Source organism: Arthrobacter sp. NPDC057013 (assembly GCF_042674585.1).
Classification (GTDB): Bacteria; Actinomycetota; Actinomycetes; order Actinomycetales; family Micrococcaceae; genus Arthrobacter.
Map to the genome: position 1 here is coordinate 138,369 of NZ_JBHUSE010000001.1, position 15,268 is coordinate 153,636.

Below are 15,268 nucleotides of genomic sequence, written 5' to 3' on the forward strand. Positions count from 1 at the left end.
CCCTTCCAAGTGCCGATGTACCAAGAATGGCCGCCTGGCGGGTTCCAGAGCGGCCACTTTCGGTGAAACGGCGACCCAGCCACCGCTATGGGGCGGCCGCCTCCGGGGTCGGCGACGCAGAGTCTGCGCCCCCGGTACCCGGAGTGGCGGGAGCCGGGGCGGCACCTGTGGGAGCCGGGGCAGGACCGGCGGGGACCGGCGTTGTTCCCGTTCCTGGCGTCGGGGCCGCGGGGTCCGGCGTCGTTCCCGGCGAGGGGACGCCAGTCGAAGGCCCCGCCGGCGGCGGTGCACTTGGCGACTGCACACCCGGCGACTGCCCAGCGGGCGACTGCCCAGCGGGCGACGGCGAACCCGGCCGGGAACCCGGGCCCGGGTCAGCCCCGCCACTGGCCCCGGGCGACGGGGAGGCGCCCGGCGACGGACTTCCGGTCCCGGGCGCGGCACTGGGATCGGTCCGGACGATCTCCATGAGCCGTTCCTTGTAGGCGGTCAGCCGTCCCTCGATCTCGGAGAGTGGAACGCCCTGCAGCGTGCGTCCGAACTCGGCGATCTCCTGCCACAGCGCATTGAGCCGGGCCATGCCGTCCGCGCTGAGCGGTCCGTCCAGTGTGAGCACCAGTTGGCTGGCGAGGGCGTAGGTCAGGCACCGGAGGCAGTTGTAGTTCGCGGCGGCGGAGAGGTTCTCGGGCACCACAACGTCCGCGTGGCCCACGATCAGCACCACCTGGAACCCGACGGCCACCGCCGCGCAGTCCGCGCAGCTGGCGAATGCGTAGGCCTCGTTGCGGGTGTCCACCGGTCCGTCCTCGGCCCACACCAGCGCGAACGCGACGTCATAGGTGACGGATCCGTCAGTGGTGTTCACCGCCAGTGCCTGGTTGCCGTCCTCTTCCGCCGCCGGTGGCTTGTCGAACGGAAAGACCCACGACGGCGGGGTGCCGCCGGCTGCCGAAGCCTCGCCCTGGGCTTGGCCCGGGTCCCTCGGGTTCGGGTCCGGCTGGCCGGGAACGGAGGCGGGTTCCGCCCCTTCCCTCGGCACTAGGACCATGCTGAGCTGCGGCTGCTCCCGGGTGGGCAGTGGCGTGCCGTCCGGCCAGAGTGCCACGGTCTGACCCGTCCGGCCTTCCCGCAGGGTGCCTCCGCCACCAGCCAGGTCGGGCAGGACGGCGGCCGTGGCGTCGGCGAGTGTCCCGCGTTCGTAGGGCTGCACCGGGCGGTAGGTGTCTGGCTGCGGCCACCAGGCCCAGGCCAGCCCCGCGGCGACGGCGCCGACCGCCGCGATTGCGGTGGCGCGCTGCAGTGGCTTGCCCTTGGTTTTGGTCCAGAGCCCGGTGATGAGCTGCCGCGCCAGCCGGAGCAGCATGTACACGACGCCCACCACGGGAAGGACGACGGCGGCAATCGCCAGGAGGCGCACGGCACCGTCTGCGAAGTTTCCCTCCCCGAGGCTGCTGGAGAGCAGGGCCTGCTGGTGCTGCAGGCTCGCCCACGCCGTGCCCAGGAGCCGCGGGAATGAGATGACCATGAGCATCAGGCTCACCAGCAGCAGAGGGACGGTAACCAGGACCCAAACCGTGATGACGGCGCGCGCCCACGGCTTGAGGGCCTGGGCCTCGGGTTCGGGCTTACCCCAGCGCCACGGCAGGAGCCCGAGCAGCGTGGGCCGGATCCGCTGGAAGAGGTCGGGCACGCCCGTGGCATCCGCCAGGATGTGGTAGCCGTCGAATCGGACCAGGGGAAGGAGCTGGCGCACCATCTGCAGGATCTGCGTGAGCACCACCAGGAGCAGCGCGTCGAAACCCGTGGCCCACCAGACGCCCATGGTGGTGATGGCAACGATGGCGTTGAAATACAGGCCGCCGGTATCCGTGCGCAGCCGGCCGCCACGGCCCAGCCGGTAGGAATCGGTGACGTCCGTGTAGAAGGCGGGCCAAACGAGGTAGAGCCCTGCGCCCATCGCGCCGGGCGTGGCACCGCCGCGGCGGGCGGCTGCCGCATGGCCGAACTCGTGGAAGCCGGCCGACAGGACCGTGACGGCGAAAATCAGCAAGAGCAGCCACGGGTTCGCGAAGGCGTCGTGCGTGGCGGAGGCCAGGCCTTTGACCATCAGGACCCACCAGCACGAGGCCAGGAACCCCGCGGCCACCACGGCCACGATGAGCGGGTTGAACAGCACGGCGAAGGGTGCCGTCAGCCTCCGGGTACGCTCGGGGTCCGTGACGGTGTACCGGAACCGCATGCCGAGCAGCGGATTCGCCCTGCGCACTTCCGGCTGCGACCCGTCCGCCAGCTGCAGGAGCCCGAGCGGCAGCAGCTGCCCCTCAATCAGCGTCCTGACGTTGTCGCCGCTGATAAACCGGCCGGAACGCGAACTGGCCGCCTCGGCGATCCCATCGATATTCCGCACGCCATCGATGGAGTCCAGGACATGGAACAGCAGCCGCGTGAGCTGGATGGTCTGGCCGTCGGCGCGACGGACCAGCGAAGGTGCCTCCCGGTAGCCGGACCCTTTGGCCTCGCCAATGAGCTGGATTCCCTCCGCCCTCACCGGCACCTCGCCGCGCTTGGTGTCAGGGCCGATTACGACGGCGGCCCGGGAGCTTTGGGTGGGGAACGGGCCTGCCGCCGTCGGGCCTCGTGTCGGGCTTGGTTCCGGAGACGGACCGGAAGAGGGTGTGGGGGAGACCGGCGGGCCGTCCATGCCGGACGGCCCGCTGTGTTTGGCGCTCATTCAGGATCTACTGCTGCAGATCCGACTGCTGATCTGCTGATGCGGTGGCCTCGCCGTCGATGTCCTGCGTGATGATGGCGTCCTGCTGGGCCACGGCGAAGGCGTCGCTGTCGATCGAGCCGATGTTGGCTGCAACGGCGGCGTCGATCGGAGCGGCAACGTTGGCGTTGGCAGCCACCGCGCCGTTGATCGGGGCCGCGATGTCGGCGTCGGCCGCAAGGTCCACATTGACGTTGAGCAGGTCGCCGTCGAGGGCTGTGGACGGATCGACGGGAACCGCACCGACACCTGATCCGTCGGGGAGGGTCCCGTCGGGGAGGGTGCCGTCCGGGATCGTGCCGTCCGGCACGGCGGTGGCGTCAGGAACCGCGGTGGCATCGGCAGTACCAGCCCCGGCCGAGTCGGTTCCGGTTGCCGCGGTACCAGCGCCGGCGGCGCTGTCAGGCGTCCCGCCGTCGACGGTTCCGGCGTCAGCGCCCTGGGTGATGGTGCTGTCCTGTACGGAGTCGGCCGTGGCATCCGCGGTGATGCCTTGGTCGATGATGACACCCTGATCCGCGAGGGCCTGCGACTCCGAACCGAAGGACAGGACGTTCGCCGAGGCCGCGGCATCGATGGGTGCTGCAACGTTGGCGTTGGCGGCCACCGCGAGGTCGATCGGCGCGGCGGCGCTGATGCCCAGGTCGAGGTCGGCGTTGAGGTCGAGTACGGACGCGACTTCCTTGTCCGGCAGGGCGGTGCCTGCCTGCGCATTCAGTTCGTCGTCGGAAAGCGGGGTCAATCCCTGTTCATTGCTCACGCTATGCTCCAGTTCCGGCGTCGGATTCCCAGCCCCCAGCGGACAGGTGCACCGAGCCCGTATGCCCGTCAATAGTAAGCAGGATTACTATTTTCCGGAAACACCGGACCCGTCCAGCCCGGACCCGCAGGGGCGTCAGATCTGCCCGCGCGTTCGACGCCGCGGCCTTCGTTCTCGGCCGATTTACCAAAAGTGGCCGCCTGCGCGTGTGGCGGGCGGCCATTTTTGGCATAACGTGGGCTCGCGGAGCCGGTGGCTACTTCAGCCCGGCGCCCGGCAGCAGCTCGGTGGCCCCGAGTGAGTCCGCGATGAAGCCGTAGTCCCAGGCCCGCTCGCGCCATTGGACGTAGCGGCCGGACGCCCCGCCGTGGCCGCCGTCCATTTCGATCTTCATGAGGATCGGCTCGCTGCCCTTGGTCTTGTTGCGCAGCTCCTGCACCCACTTGGCCGGCTCCACGTAGAGCACCCTGGTGTCATTGAAGGACGTCACAGCGGCGATTTTGGGATACGCCACCTCGCGGACGTTCTCGTAGGGCGTGTACGACTTCATGTAGTCATACACGGCGGGATCGGTGATGGGGTTGCCCCATTCCTCCCACTCAAGGGCCGACAGCGGCAGCTCGGGGTCCAGGATGCTGGTGAGGGGGTCCACGAACGGAACCTGTGCCACGATGGCGGCGTACTTCTCCGGGGCGAGGTTGGCGACGGCGCCCATGAGCAGCCCGCCGGCCGACCCGCCCAGCGCGGCGATCCGGTCCGGGGCCACCCAGCCGGATTGCGCCAGCCAGTCGGTGGCCGCGATGAAGTCCGTGAACGTGTTTTTCTTGCTGAGCTTCTTGCCGTCCTCGTACCAGTGCCGGCCGAGTTCGCCGCCGCCGCGGATGTGGGCGATGACGAACACCACCCCGCGGTCCAGCAGCGAAAGCCGGGCGATGCCGAAGCCGGGGTCCATGCTCAGCTCATACGAGCCGTAGCCGTAAACCAGGCCGGCCGCCGTCGAGTCCTGCTTGACGGCCTTGTGCCGCAGCACCGAAAGCGGAATGCGGGTGCCGTCGGCTGCCTCGGCCCACTCGCGGGTGGCCACGTAGTCCGAGCCGTCGTAACCTCCCAGGACGGGGCTTTCCTTGCGCAGCAGCAGTTCGCCCGCCGGCTGCTCCTCGGTGGGCAGCACGAAGTCGTACACCCGCGACGGTGTGAAGTAGGACGTGTAGACCAGCCGGATCACGGGCGCCTCGTAATCGGAACCGCCGACCCCGGCGGTGTACAGCTCCTCGTCAAACGCCGGTTCCACCGGAGCCTGCTGGGCGGCGGTTCCCAGGCCGGTCAGCGGCATCACCTGGACCCGCTCGATGGTGTCCTTCCGGATCGAGACCACAAGGTGGGTGGCGGTGACCCCCGCCCCGTTGACCCGGACGTCGTCGGAATGCCCGACGACGGTGGTCCAGTGCTGCTCGGCCAGCGGCTTGGACAGTTCGGCCGGGTCCGCCAGCGAGACCATTGAGTTCACCGCGTTGCGGTTGTGGGTGATGAGGATACGTTCGGTTTTCTGCCCGTCAGGGCCCTCGAGCAGGAACGGCTCGGCCTCGTAAAGCACGCGTTCGTTGCGGGAAATGACGGTGGACAGGCCGGCGCCGGGATCGTCGAAGCGCAGCAACCGGGTCTCGCTGTACTCGGAGCAGCCAATGCCGAGCACGAGGTGGCGCCGGTCCGCGGAGAGCTCGAAGCCGAGCCACATGGCGGCGTCATCCTCCTGGTAAATCACCTCATCGTCGGTGACAGGCGTGCCCAGGACGTGGGACTTGACCTGGTACGGCCGCCAGGAGTCATCCACCACGGTGTAAAAGATGCGCGTTCCGTCCGGCGAGAACGACACTCCGTAGAAGACGTTCTCGATGACATCCGGCAGCAATTCGCCGGTCCGCAGGTCCTTGATCCGCAGGGTGAACCGCTCGTCGCCGGCGTTATCCACGGCGTAGGCGTAAAGGTTCCCGTCGATGGTCACAGCCGTGCCACCCACCGAGAAGAAAGGCTTGCCTTCCGCTTCGACATTGCCGTCCAGCAGGACTTCCTCGCCGGGGATTTCGACGCCGGCCTCCACCGCCGGGGGAGTCCAGTCCGCCACGGGGTTTCCGGTGTCCTGGGCGCGGACCCGGCACTGGATGCCGTACTCCTTGCCCTCGACGGACCGGCTGAAGTACCACCAGCCGTCCTTCCGGTTGGGAACGGACAAGTCTGTCTCCTTGGTCCGGCCCTTGATCTCCTGGAAGATGGCCTCGCGCAGCGGTTCCTGGTGCGCCGTCAGGGCTTCCTGGTAGGCGTTCTCCGCCTTCAGGTGCGCCACGACCTCCTCGGATTCCTTGTCCCGCAGCCACTCGTACTGGTCCACGAAGGTGTCCCCGTGGTGCGTGCGCTCGGTGGGCACCCTCTTGGCGATGGGCGGCCGGGGCGTGGCAACGGCGGAGGAGCGTTCGGGTTGCTGCAGCGGAGTGTGGGTCATTCCCTCAATATATAGAGCCGCTCTGACATTTGGGCCGGCGTTCGCTACCGGGGGAGAGGACGGCATTTTGATGCGCCCCGGCGCCGGCCGGGGCCCTCTCCCTGCTGCGGCCGGGGCCCTGTCCCCGCTCCGGCGCCGGGCGTATCCTGAACTCGCGTCAGCAAAAAGGAACCCACACGAGCCTTCGAGGGGGAAGCATGACCATCCCGCCAGTGCACGAACCAGAGCCGTTCCCGCCGGAGCCCGGGCCCGATCCCATGCGGCCGGACCCGTCCCGCCCCGCACCGCCGAATCCCGTTCCCACCCCCGAGCCGCCCGGCCCGCTTCCGGTGCCCGATCCAGGGCCCGCGCCGCTGCGACCGGACCCCACCCGCAGCTGAGCTGCCCGCCCGACCGTCCGCCGCCGTCGTCGAACATGTGGCGCGCACGTGGTCGGGGGATGCATCCATGCATCCCCCGACCATTTGTGTGTCCGGGCCAGGCGGGTGGCCGGGTCCCAGCCTTGAAATGTCCCATTTCTGCAACATTCAAAATTTTCCTGTTACCTGAGTCACATGCAGGCTAGGGTTAGACCCGGTCGCAGCGTCGCGGCCGCGCATGAGGGGAGAAGTTTTGAACCAGAAGCTCAAGGTACTGGTCCGCGTGGACCTCGACTGCGGTGAAGCTCAGGTCGCCGCCCAGGGACACGTAACCGCCCAAAGCATCCAAGCTCTTTACGTCGTTATGAAGCGCGCCAACCACCTCCGTGAGGGCCTCCAGCTCGTCGTTGATGTCAGCCACGCCCGAGTCGAACCGGTCGCACTTGAACAGCTCCGGGAATGCTCCAAAACGCACCACCTGCCGCGTTCCATCGATCCGCAGCAGTCCGAATGCAACCTCCGCGTCCTGGCCCCCGCCGACGGCGGCATGGGTGCCGCAACCGGCCGCTTCCCGGTGGCCGTGGCTGCCTGAGGCTAATTAAGAGAAGTGAACACGCTGAGGCCCCGGACTCCCAAGGAGTCCGGGGCCTCATTTTCATGCCGGAGATGCCTCCGGGAGCCAGCAAGGACTGTGCCGGGCTACCTGTCCGGGTTCGGGTCGCGAACGTCGCGCTCGCCGATGTCCGCCGCGCCCAGAACCTCGGCAGCCGGCGAGTGCACGGCCTCGTGTTCGCGGACGCGCAGCTCAGGATGGTGCAGGTCCAGGGCCGGGCGTTCGGAGCGGATGCGCGGCAGCGAGGTGAAGTTGTGCCGGGGCGGCGGGCAGGATGTGGCCCATTCCAGGGAAGCCCCGAAACCCCAGGGATCGTCGACCTCAACCTTTTCCTTGCTGCGGGCCGTGATAAAGACGTTCCAGAAGAAGGGAATGAGCGAGGCACCCAGCAGGAACGAACCAAAGGTGGAGAACTGGTTCATGGCTGTGAAGTTGTCCTCCACCAGGTAGTCCGCGTAACGGCGGGGCATGCCTTCAACGCCGAGCCAGTGCTGAATCAGGAAGGTGGCGTGGAAGCCCACAAGCAGCATCCAGAAGTGGATCTTGCCGAGGCGCTCGTTCAGCATCTTGCCCGTCCACTTCGGCCACCAGAAATAGAAGCCGGCGAACATCGCGAACACCACGGTGCCGAACACCACGTAGTGGAAGTGGGCCACCACAAAGTAGGAGTCGGAGACGTGGAAGTCCAGCGGCGGGGAGGCCAGGATGATGCCGGTCAGGCCGCCGAAGAGGAACGTGATGAGGAAGCCGATGGCCCACAGCATCGGCGTCTCGAAGGTCAGTGAGCCGCCCCACATGGTGCCGATCCAGTTGAAGAACTTCACGCCCGTCGGGACCGCAATGAACATGGTCATGAGCGCAAAGAACGGCAGCAGCACCGAACCGGTGACGTACATGTGGTGCGCCCAGACCGTGGCTGACAGGGCGGCGATGGCGATGGTGGCGTACACCAGGCCCTTGTAGCCGAAGATCGGCTTGCGGCTAAAGACCGGGAAGATCTCGGACACGATGCCGAAGAACGGCAGCGCGATGATGTATACCTCCGGATGCCCGAAGAACCAGAACAGGTGCTGGAACAGGATGGCCCCGCCGTTTTCGGGGTCGTAAATGTGGGCGCCGAAACGCCGGTCCGCGCCGATGGCGAAGAGGGCCGCGGCCAGGGGCGGGAAGGCCATGATTACCAGGACGGAGGTGATGAAGACGTTCCAGGTGAAGATCGGCATGCGCCACATGGTCATGCCGGGGGCGCGCATGCAGACCACGGTGGTGATGAAGTTGACCGCGCCCAGGATGGTGCCGAAGCCGGACAGCGCCAGGCCGAAGACCCACAGGTCACCGCCAATGCCGGGCGTGAACGTGGTGTTGTTGAGGGGCGCGTAGACCGTCCAGCCGAAGGAAGCGGATCCCTGCGGGGTGATGAAGCCCGATACTGCAATCGTTGAGCCGAACAGGAAGAACCAGAAGGCCAGCGCGTTCAATCGCGGGAACGCGACGTCCGGCGCACCGATCTGCAGGGGCATGATCACGTTGGTGAAGCCGGCGAACAGCGGGGTGGCGAACATCAGCAGCATGACGGTGCCGTGCATCGTGAACAGCTGGTTGTACTGCTCCTTCGTCACCAGCACCTGCAGGCCCGGTTCGAAGAGCTCGGCGCGGATCAGCAAAGCCATCACGCCGCCGAGGCAGAAGAAGACGAAGGACGCAATCAGGTACATGTACCCGATGGTCTTGTGGTCGGTGGAGGTGATCCACTTGACCACCATGTTGCCTTTTTTGCGGGGCACCACCATGGGAGCCTCAGTGGCGGTGGTGGTTGCTGGTTGCTGATATGCGGTCATCGTCTGCCACTCCCCGGCATCGCGCTTCGACGCCCCGTATGGGGCGAGGGTGCCGGCCGGACCGTGAGCGGTTCACAGAACCGACGGCATCAGGATAGCGCCTGCGGCACACCTGCAAAAGGTTTACCGGAACGAAGTTCGCGGCGTTCTGGCGGTCCGGCGGCATCTTCGCAGGGCCGGATGGATCTGTTAGACCACGGTTTTGTTCCCGCGGCGGCGTCGCCAGATAACGACGATCAGGATCGTGATGATCAGTACCGCCGCGATGACGTATGGGGCGTATTCCAGGCGGTTGGACTCCGACGAAGCAGGCTCCCCAGTGCCCGGATTGGCAGGGGGTTCGGACGGAGTGGAGGACGGCGACGACGTTCCCGTGGGTGCCGGCGTCCCGGCCGTGCTGGACGTGCCCGTCTGCGCGGGCGCATGGCCTAGCGTCGCGGCGGAGGCCGCTGCGTACGACGGCGCAGCCGCGTAAGACGGTGCTGCGAGGAACAGGATACCTGCGAGGGCAACAAGGGCGGTAAACGTAGCAGACAGTCTGCGCATGGATTCTCCTGTGGTTGTCCGGAGCGGGCCTGAATATAGTAAGCATGATTAGTATCTCAGGATAAGTCCACTTTGTGACTTGTTGTGCCAGTTCAAAAGGCGGTTTCGTGGGAAACGGAAACGGAAACGGACAGGAAGTCCACGTTGGAGATCTGCAGGAGCTGATCTTTGCCCTGACGCAGGACCAGTGGCAGCCGTCAGAGGCCAAGTACCGCATCAACATCGCCTACCGGGGACTGTCGTCGGACGACTATCCGCTGGAAACCGGGCTGGCCAGGTTGCAGACCGAGGCCGCCGGCGGCCTTGAGCAGCACCTGCTGCGAAACTTCAAGAAGTACGCCCACAGGAATGCCACCCCCGGGGATTCGCTCTGGAACTGGCTGAGTGTCGCCCAGCACCACGGACTGCCCACGCGCCTGCTGGACTGGACGTTTTCGCCGTACGTCGCGCTGCACTTTGCCACGTCTAATCCGCGGGGCTACAGCCGTCCGGGGGTGGTCTGGTGCGTCGACTATGTGGCGGCGCATGAGATGCTTCCGGAGGGCCTGCGGGCGCATGTGGAGCCGTTGGCCCATGGCTTGTTTACGACCGAGATCCTCACCGCTGCCGCCGGCTCACTGGAGGATTTTGATGAATACAGGTCCGACGACGGCGGCGGCGTGCCGCTGTTCTTCGAACCGCCGTCGCTGGATGACAGGATCGTCAACCAGTCCGCCGTGTTCTCGGTCATGACAGATCCGGAGGCGTCGCTGGCAGATTGGCTTGCCCGGCACCCGGAGCTTTACCGCAAGGTGGTGTTTCCGGCGGAACTGAAATGGGCGATCCGGAATCACCTGGACCAGGCCAACGTCACGGAGCGGGTACTGTTCCCTGGCCTGGACGGCCTTTGCCGCTGGCTCGCCCGGTACTACGGGGACCGGCCCGAGGAGGTGTATCCGGATGCACAGATCTCACCCACCGAGGCTGCCGAACCGGACGCTCCAGATGTTCGGCCGGAGGATGCTCAATAAGAGATGAACTCCACCAGTTCGCCCACCCGGTCCTCCGGGTAGTTCCGGGCGATGTCGGCCTGGCTGAGCATTCCGATCAGGTCGTGCCCGTCGATCACTGGCAGCCTCCTGACCTGGTGCTGCTGCATGGTCCTGATGGCTTCCTCGACGGTGTCATCGGCGCCGATGGTGACAGGTTTGCCCTGGGCCAGATCGCCGGCCTTGGTGCTCTTGGGATCGCCGCCGTCGGCCAGGCAGCGGACCACGATGTCCCGGTCGGTGAGCATGCCCTTGAGCCGGTTGTCCTCGCCGCAGATCGGGAGGGAGCCGACGTCGAGATCCTTCATCTTTCTGGCCGCCTGCTCAAGGGTTTCATTGACGCCGATGCACTCTGCGCCGCCGGTCATGATGTCGCGTGCCAGGATGGACATTGCCGCTCTCCTCACCTTTAGTGCTCGTACGACGGCGGGCTGCCGCCGCTCCCTGCCACCCCGCCCTCCTCCCGAGTTTTTGTCCAGATAATGCTCCCAAAGTGGCCTCGAAAGCCGATTATCTGGACAAAAACTCGGGGGTCCCGTTCAGCCAGCGGGGTCTTGTTCAGTCGGGCACTTCCATTTGGAATCCGCAGCCGCAGCGCAGGAGCCGGGTGGGCAGGTGTACGTCGTGGATGGTGCGGCGCCGGCCGAGCTCTGTGCCGTAGATGCTGCTGGTTCCCGAGCTGACCGAGGCCATCGGTGTGCCGCAGTGGAAATACTCGCCGCCGAACTGCAGGACTCCCAGCACCTGGCCGTGGCGGTTCAGTACGCCTGCGACGTCGTGCACCCCGGCGGGGTGGGCGTAGAAATGGTCACATTCGACGCAGGTGTAGGACACGTCCACCATGCCGTTCTGAGGGGGATGAAGGGCCTCGATCGATTCGACGATCAGGTGCTCATCAGTCTGGCACTGGGAACACCACAACGGGGCGCCGGAGGGGCGCTGCGCTTCCCCGGACAGGTGGGCGTTGGAGATGGTCGTCATTGACGTGCTCCTGGTTAGGGGGCATCGGCGCCCGCTGCTTGAGCTCAATCCCACGCTTAAAATACTCCCGGCCCGCCGGGGCGGGCAATAGCACCCCAAGCACGCCGGAACGCCGTCTGGATACCCGGCCTGGCCGCCGTCGCACGTTCTGAGATCGAGGCCTTGGCGGACCAAAATCCGGCGGAAAAAGCGTGTCGGAGACCCTTGTGGCGGGGCCGGGCGGGTGCTATAAAACATCTACAGCCAGCCGATGCGGCTGGCGGTGAACGGGAGGACCCGGGGCTTCAATATGGCTGCCAGAAGGGGCGGTTAGCCCGGGAGCACGCCACCGCGCCAAACAGCGCACGGCAGCAGCATCCGGATCCTCTCGCGGACGGTCTCCGGCTCAACGAGCGGAGGCCGTTCCTTCGTGTTCCCCTCTTTCGCGGCGATACCGGGGGCGAGCGGGCCGGCCCTGCAGTCAACGCCGCCTACTGACAGCCCGGCACCAATTAGTTACGCTGTGTTCCACAGGTCTTCTAGTTGTGCGCGGGTACTCCGTACTGCGGACACGGTATGGCAGGAGCGCCAGGTGAATAGGACCAGAGGCCAGGTCAGGGCGGGCGTTCTGGCGGCGGTGTCACTGGCGGTGGCCTTCCTGGTGTCCTGCACGCCCGGCAATGGCCAGCCGCCCGCGCCCACACAGGACATTGACCATCACAACATCACCGTCTGGACGACGGAGACGCTCCCGGACCGGATGGCCAGGCTTCGCCTCATCATCGAGGATTTCACCGCTGCCACCGGAATTAGGGCCGACGTGGTGGGTGTTCCTCCGCACCGCTTCAACCAGGTCATGACGTCGTCAGCTGCCTCCGGAGATCTTCCCGACGTGATGGCTTCCTTATCGCTGGCGCAGGTCCGGACCATGGCTACCTCCAATCACATCGACTACAAGACAAACGCGGCCATTGTGCAAAGCCTGGGGGAGCAAACGTGGGCCGCCCGGTCACTCGAACTGACGCGCGGCAACGGCCAGCAGTTGGCCGTGCCGGGGTCCGCGTGGCACCAGCTGATCTACTACCGAAAGGACCTCTTCGCCCAAGCAGGGTTGAAGGCGCCCCGGACGTATGCGGACATCGTTGCCGCGGCCAGGAAGCTGGATTCACCTGAGCTGGCGGGAATTGTCGCGGCCAACAAGACCGGCCAGGCATTCACGCAGCAGTCCTTTGAGCACGTTGCGCTGGGAAACGGCTGCGAGATGGTGGATGCCAAGGGCGTCGTCGTGTTCGACAGTCCCCAGTGCGTTGCGGCGCTCGGTTTCTACCGCGACCTGCTCAAGAACTATTCCGTGCCGGGCATACAGGACATTGATACGGTGCGCTCGGCCTACTTCGCAGGGAAGGCCGCTATGGCCATTTGGCCGACGAACATGCTGGACGAGCTGGCCGGCACCCGTACCGATGCGCGGCCCAGCTGCCCGGAATGCACCAACGACCCGCTGTTCCTGGCGCGGAATACCGGAGTGGTGGCCGGTCTTCAAGGGCCGGACGGGCAACGGCCGGCGCACTTCGGCGAAGTGATCTCGTGGACGGTGACGGCTGATTCCGACGCCGAACCTGCCCGCCGCTTCGTGGAGTACTTCCTGACCGACGGCTATCCCGACTGGCTCGCGATTGCCCCGGAGGAGCGCGTGCCGGTGCGCTCGGGCAGCACCGCGAAGCCAGCCGAATATGCGGATGCCTGGATGTCCGCCCCCGTGGCCAACGGCAGGACAGAGCAGCTCAACAGCGTCTATGCCAAGGACGATCTCTCCATCCTGCTGCAGGCATCCCACGACCTGAAGCACTGGGGGATTGCCCAGGGCCTCGGCGACCTTGCCGGAGCTGCGCTGGCTGAACTGCCCATCGCCAGGGCGGTCAGCGACGTCGCAGCGGGCCGCGCCCAGCCGGAGGCTGCAGCCGCGAAGGCCGCCGCGTCGCTGCGTTCCATCCTGAAATCGCTGAAGTGAGCCTTAAGTGCCCAGTTCCATCATGAGCGGCGGCAGTTCATCGGCCAGTTCCCGTGCCAGGTAGCCGAGGCTGCCCACCCGGCTTGCGAGCCTGTCGCCCGCCGCAGCGTGAAGGTGTGTGCCCCAGCAGGCGGCCTGGGCATCGCTGGTTCCCCGTGCCCGGAGTCCAGCGATCGCGCCGGCAAGAATGTCGCCGCTGCCGGAAGTTCCCAGCCCGCCGTTGCCCGTGGTGATTTCCCAGCGGTCTCCGGTGTCCGGGAAATCGGCGGCGGGGGAGCCTCCGTCGGAAGAACCGCCGTCGGGATTGCCGACGCCGGGTGGCCCGGCAATCACGCCCTGGCAGCTCACGACGGCGCGGTATTTTGCGGCGAGTTCGACGACGTCGGCCGCCAAATCCCCGGTGTCCCGTCCTAGCAGGATCGCTGCCTCGGTGGGGTTCGGCGTGAGGATCAGCCGGGAGGCCCACGGCTCCAGCTCATCAGCCAGCCGGGGGAGGGCGCCCAGTGCATAGGCATCGAGCACCACAGTCGGACCGGCACCCTGGCCCGGATCCCGCGTGGACTCATGCTGTAGCAATCCACGGAGCAGCGCCTCGGTCTGCCCGATGTCGTCCAGACCGGGGCCGACCAGCACGGAATCTGCTGCATCGAAGTCCGGCAGCAGCGTCTCGAGCCCGGCGTCACCCACGGATCCGCCCGCGGATTGGGGCAACCCGATCACCCCCGCCTCCGGCAGCGTCACGGCCAGCTGAACAGCCACCGATTCCGCGACGGCCAGGGTCACCCGGCCCGCTCCGGCACGAAGTGCGGCTGTGCCGGCGAGCAGCGCGGCACCCGGTGTGCGGCGGCCGCCCCCAATCACCAGAACCGCACCGCGGGAGTATTTGTCGGACCCCGCAGAGGGCAACGGCCAGCCCCGCAGGAGCGTCGGCGTGATCAGGGTGGCGGCAGTCTTGGCGGAGTCCTCGGCGGCAGTGTCAGTGGGCTCAGCGCGGGTGGACATTGGCGTCCCCGGCATGTTCGGTCACTTCGACGCCCTGCTCCATGAGGTGCTCGGCCACGTTGAAGCTCTCCAGCGTCCACGGACCGACACCCTCCGGCCGCACATACCGTGTCAGCGAGGCGTTCAGGACCGGTGTGCTGGCCGCCACGTCCAGGAGCTCCCGTTCCGACATGCCTTCGAGGATGTAGCGGAACAGCATGACGACGGCGTCGTGGCACACCAGCATCACCCGGTGTCCGCTGCCCAGCGCATTCAGTTCGCCGATCACCGAGCGGAGCCGCAGCGCCACGTCCGCCCACGATTCCCCGCCCGGCGGACGGTAATAGAACTTGCCCAGCCATCGCCGTCGTTCTGCCTCCTGGGGAAGCCGGGTTTCCACGCCAAAGGCCGTGAGCATGTCCAGGATGCCCAGCTCACGGTCGCGGAGACGCTCGTCCGAGCGGACAGGGACGGGCCAGCCCGCGGTCTCCACGGCGATCTCTGCCGTCTGGTAGGCGCGCATGTAGGGGGAGGAGATCACGACGTCGGGCCGCCGGTCCTCCGGTACCGCCGCCAGGGCGCGGCCCAGCGCCGTCACCTGCTCCCGGCCTGTGGAGGAAAGCTCGACGTCGGCATCACGGGCCGGGACCGCGATCACCTCGGCGCCGGAAACCGTGGCGTCGGTGGCGGCCACGTTGCCCTGGCTCTCGCCGTGCCGGATGAGGATGAGTTCGACGGCGCCGGCGGTCCAGGCAGCGGGCACCGGAGCGTCCTTGTGCGTTCCGTCAGCGGAGGTTCCGTTCTTTCCCACGATTGCGCTCCCGTTCAGCCTAGGCCTGCGAATTTTCCACGTTACTAGTGCCGTACCCGGAATGTCAGCAGAGTAATCACCCGGCGAGGAACCC

The 15,268-nt window shown here is 66.8% G+C and carries 12 protein-coding genes; 3 read left to right on the forward strand and 9 right to left on the reverse strand.

The annotated features are described in order from the left end of the window. Positions 1–85 precede the first annotated feature (85 nt). The 3 genes from ACFTSA_RS00655 to ACFTSA_RS00665 form a co-directional block, all read right to left on the reverse strand. The gene (locus ACFTSA_RS00655; RefSeq protein WP_377948659.1) at positions 86–2,731 is read right to left on the reverse strand and encodes a hypothetical protein; all 2,646 of its coding nucleotides are present in this window, start codon (positions 2,729–2,731) and stop codon (positions 86–88) included. Positions 2,732–2,738: 7 nt separating this feature from the next. After that, positions 2,739–3,530 (reverse strand): peptidoglycan-binding protein, encoded by a 792-nt coding sequence (locus ACFTSA_RS00660; protein WP_377948661.1) that lies wholly within the window; start codon positions 3,528–3,530, stop codon positions 2,739–2,741. 256 nt (positions 3,531–3,786) lie between these two features. Continuing rightward, entirely contained in the window at positions 3,787–6,027 is a 2,241-nt protein-coding gene (locus ACFTSA_RS00665) for a S9 family peptidase (RefSeq protein WP_377948663.1), read from the reverse strand. A 612-nt stretch (positions 6,028–6,639) separates the two neighbouring features. Here ACFTSA_RS00665 and ACFTSA_RS00670 point away from each other — a divergent pair. After that, the gene (locus ACFTSA_RS00670; protein ID WP_377948664.1) at positions 6,640–6,978 is read left to right on the forward strand and encodes a hypothetical protein; all 339 of its coding nucleotides are present in this window, start codon (positions 6,640–6,642) and stop codon (positions 6,976–6,978) included. 107 nt (positions 6,979–7,085) lie between these two features. On the opposite strand, the gene ctaD is transcribed toward ACFTSA_RS00670, so the two are convergent. Both ctaD and ACFTSA_RS00680 read right to left on the reverse strand, forming a co-directional pair. After that, a complete protein-coding gene (ctaD, locus tag ACFTSA_RS00675) occupies positions 7,086–8,837 on the reverse strand; it encodes a cytochrome c oxidase subunit I (protein WP_377948665.1) in 1,752 nt (583 codons plus the stop codon). A gap of 189 nt (positions 8,838–9,026) precedes the next feature. Beyond that, complete coding sequence (locus tag ACFTSA_RS00680; RefSeq protein WP_377948667.1) at positions 9,027–9,383, reverse strand: LuxR family transcriptional regulator; 357 nt, start codon at positions 9,381–9,383, stop codon at positions 9,027–9,029. A gap of 107 nt (positions 9,384–9,490) precedes the next feature. On the opposite strand from ACFTSA_RS00680, the gene ACFTSA_RS00685 reads away from it, so the two are divergent. Next, positions 9,491–10,393 carry an FRG domain-containing protein gene (locus tag ACFTSA_RS00685; RefSeq protein WP_377948669.1) on the forward strand — a complete coding sequence of 301 codons (903 nt, stop codon included), beginning with the start codon at positions 9,491–9,493 and terminating at the stop codon, positions 10,391–10,393. Here the strand turns inward: ACFTSA_RS00685 and ACFTSA_RS00690 are convergent. Together ACFTSA_RS00690 and ACFTSA_RS00695 are read right to left on the reverse strand one after the other, a co-directional pair. Further along, positions 10,387–10,803, reverse strand: a complete 417-nt coding sequence (locus tag ACFTSA_RS00690) for a CBS domain-containing protein (RefSeq protein WP_377948671.1) — start codon at positions 10,801–10,803, stop codon at positions 10,387–10,389. The two genes, ACFTSA_RS00685 and ACFTSA_RS00690, sit on opposite strands and share 7 nt — an antisense overlap. 166 nt (positions 10,804–10,969) lie before the next feature. Next, complete coding sequence (locus ACFTSA_RS00695) at positions 10,970–11,392, reverse strand: hypothetical protein (RefSeq protein ID WP_377948673.1); 423 nt, start codon at positions 11,390–11,392, stop codon at positions 10,970–10,972. A 571-nt stretch (positions 11,393–11,963) separates the two neighbouring features. On the opposite strand from ACFTSA_RS00695, the gene ACFTSA_RS00700 reads away from it, so the two are divergent. Continuing rightward, positions 11,964–13,382: an ABC transporter substrate-binding protein gene (locus tag ACFTSA_RS00700; RefSeq protein WP_377948674.1), complete on the forward strand. Its 1,419-nt coding sequence runs from the start codon at positions 11,964–11,966 to the stop codon at positions 13,380–13,382. Between the two features lie 3 nt (positions 13,383–13,385). Here the strand turns inward: ACFTSA_RS00700 and ACFTSA_RS00705 are convergent, their stop codons facing one another. Then, on the reverse strand, positions 13,386–14,384 hold the full coding sequence (locus ACFTSA_RS00705; RefSeq protein ID WP_377948675.1) for an NAD(P)H-hydrate dehydratase: 999 nt from the start codon (positions 14,382–14,384) through the stop codon (positions 13,386–13,388). Then, a complete protein-coding gene (locus ACFTSA_RS00710) occupies positions 14,368–15,126 on the reverse strand; it encodes a histidine phosphatase family protein (protein ID WP_377949796.1) in 759 nt (252 codons plus the stop codon). Before ACFTSA_RS00710 ends, ACFTSA_RS00705 begins: the two co-directional genes overlap by 17 nt. Between the last annotated feature and the right edge of the window lie 142 nt (positions 15,127–15,268).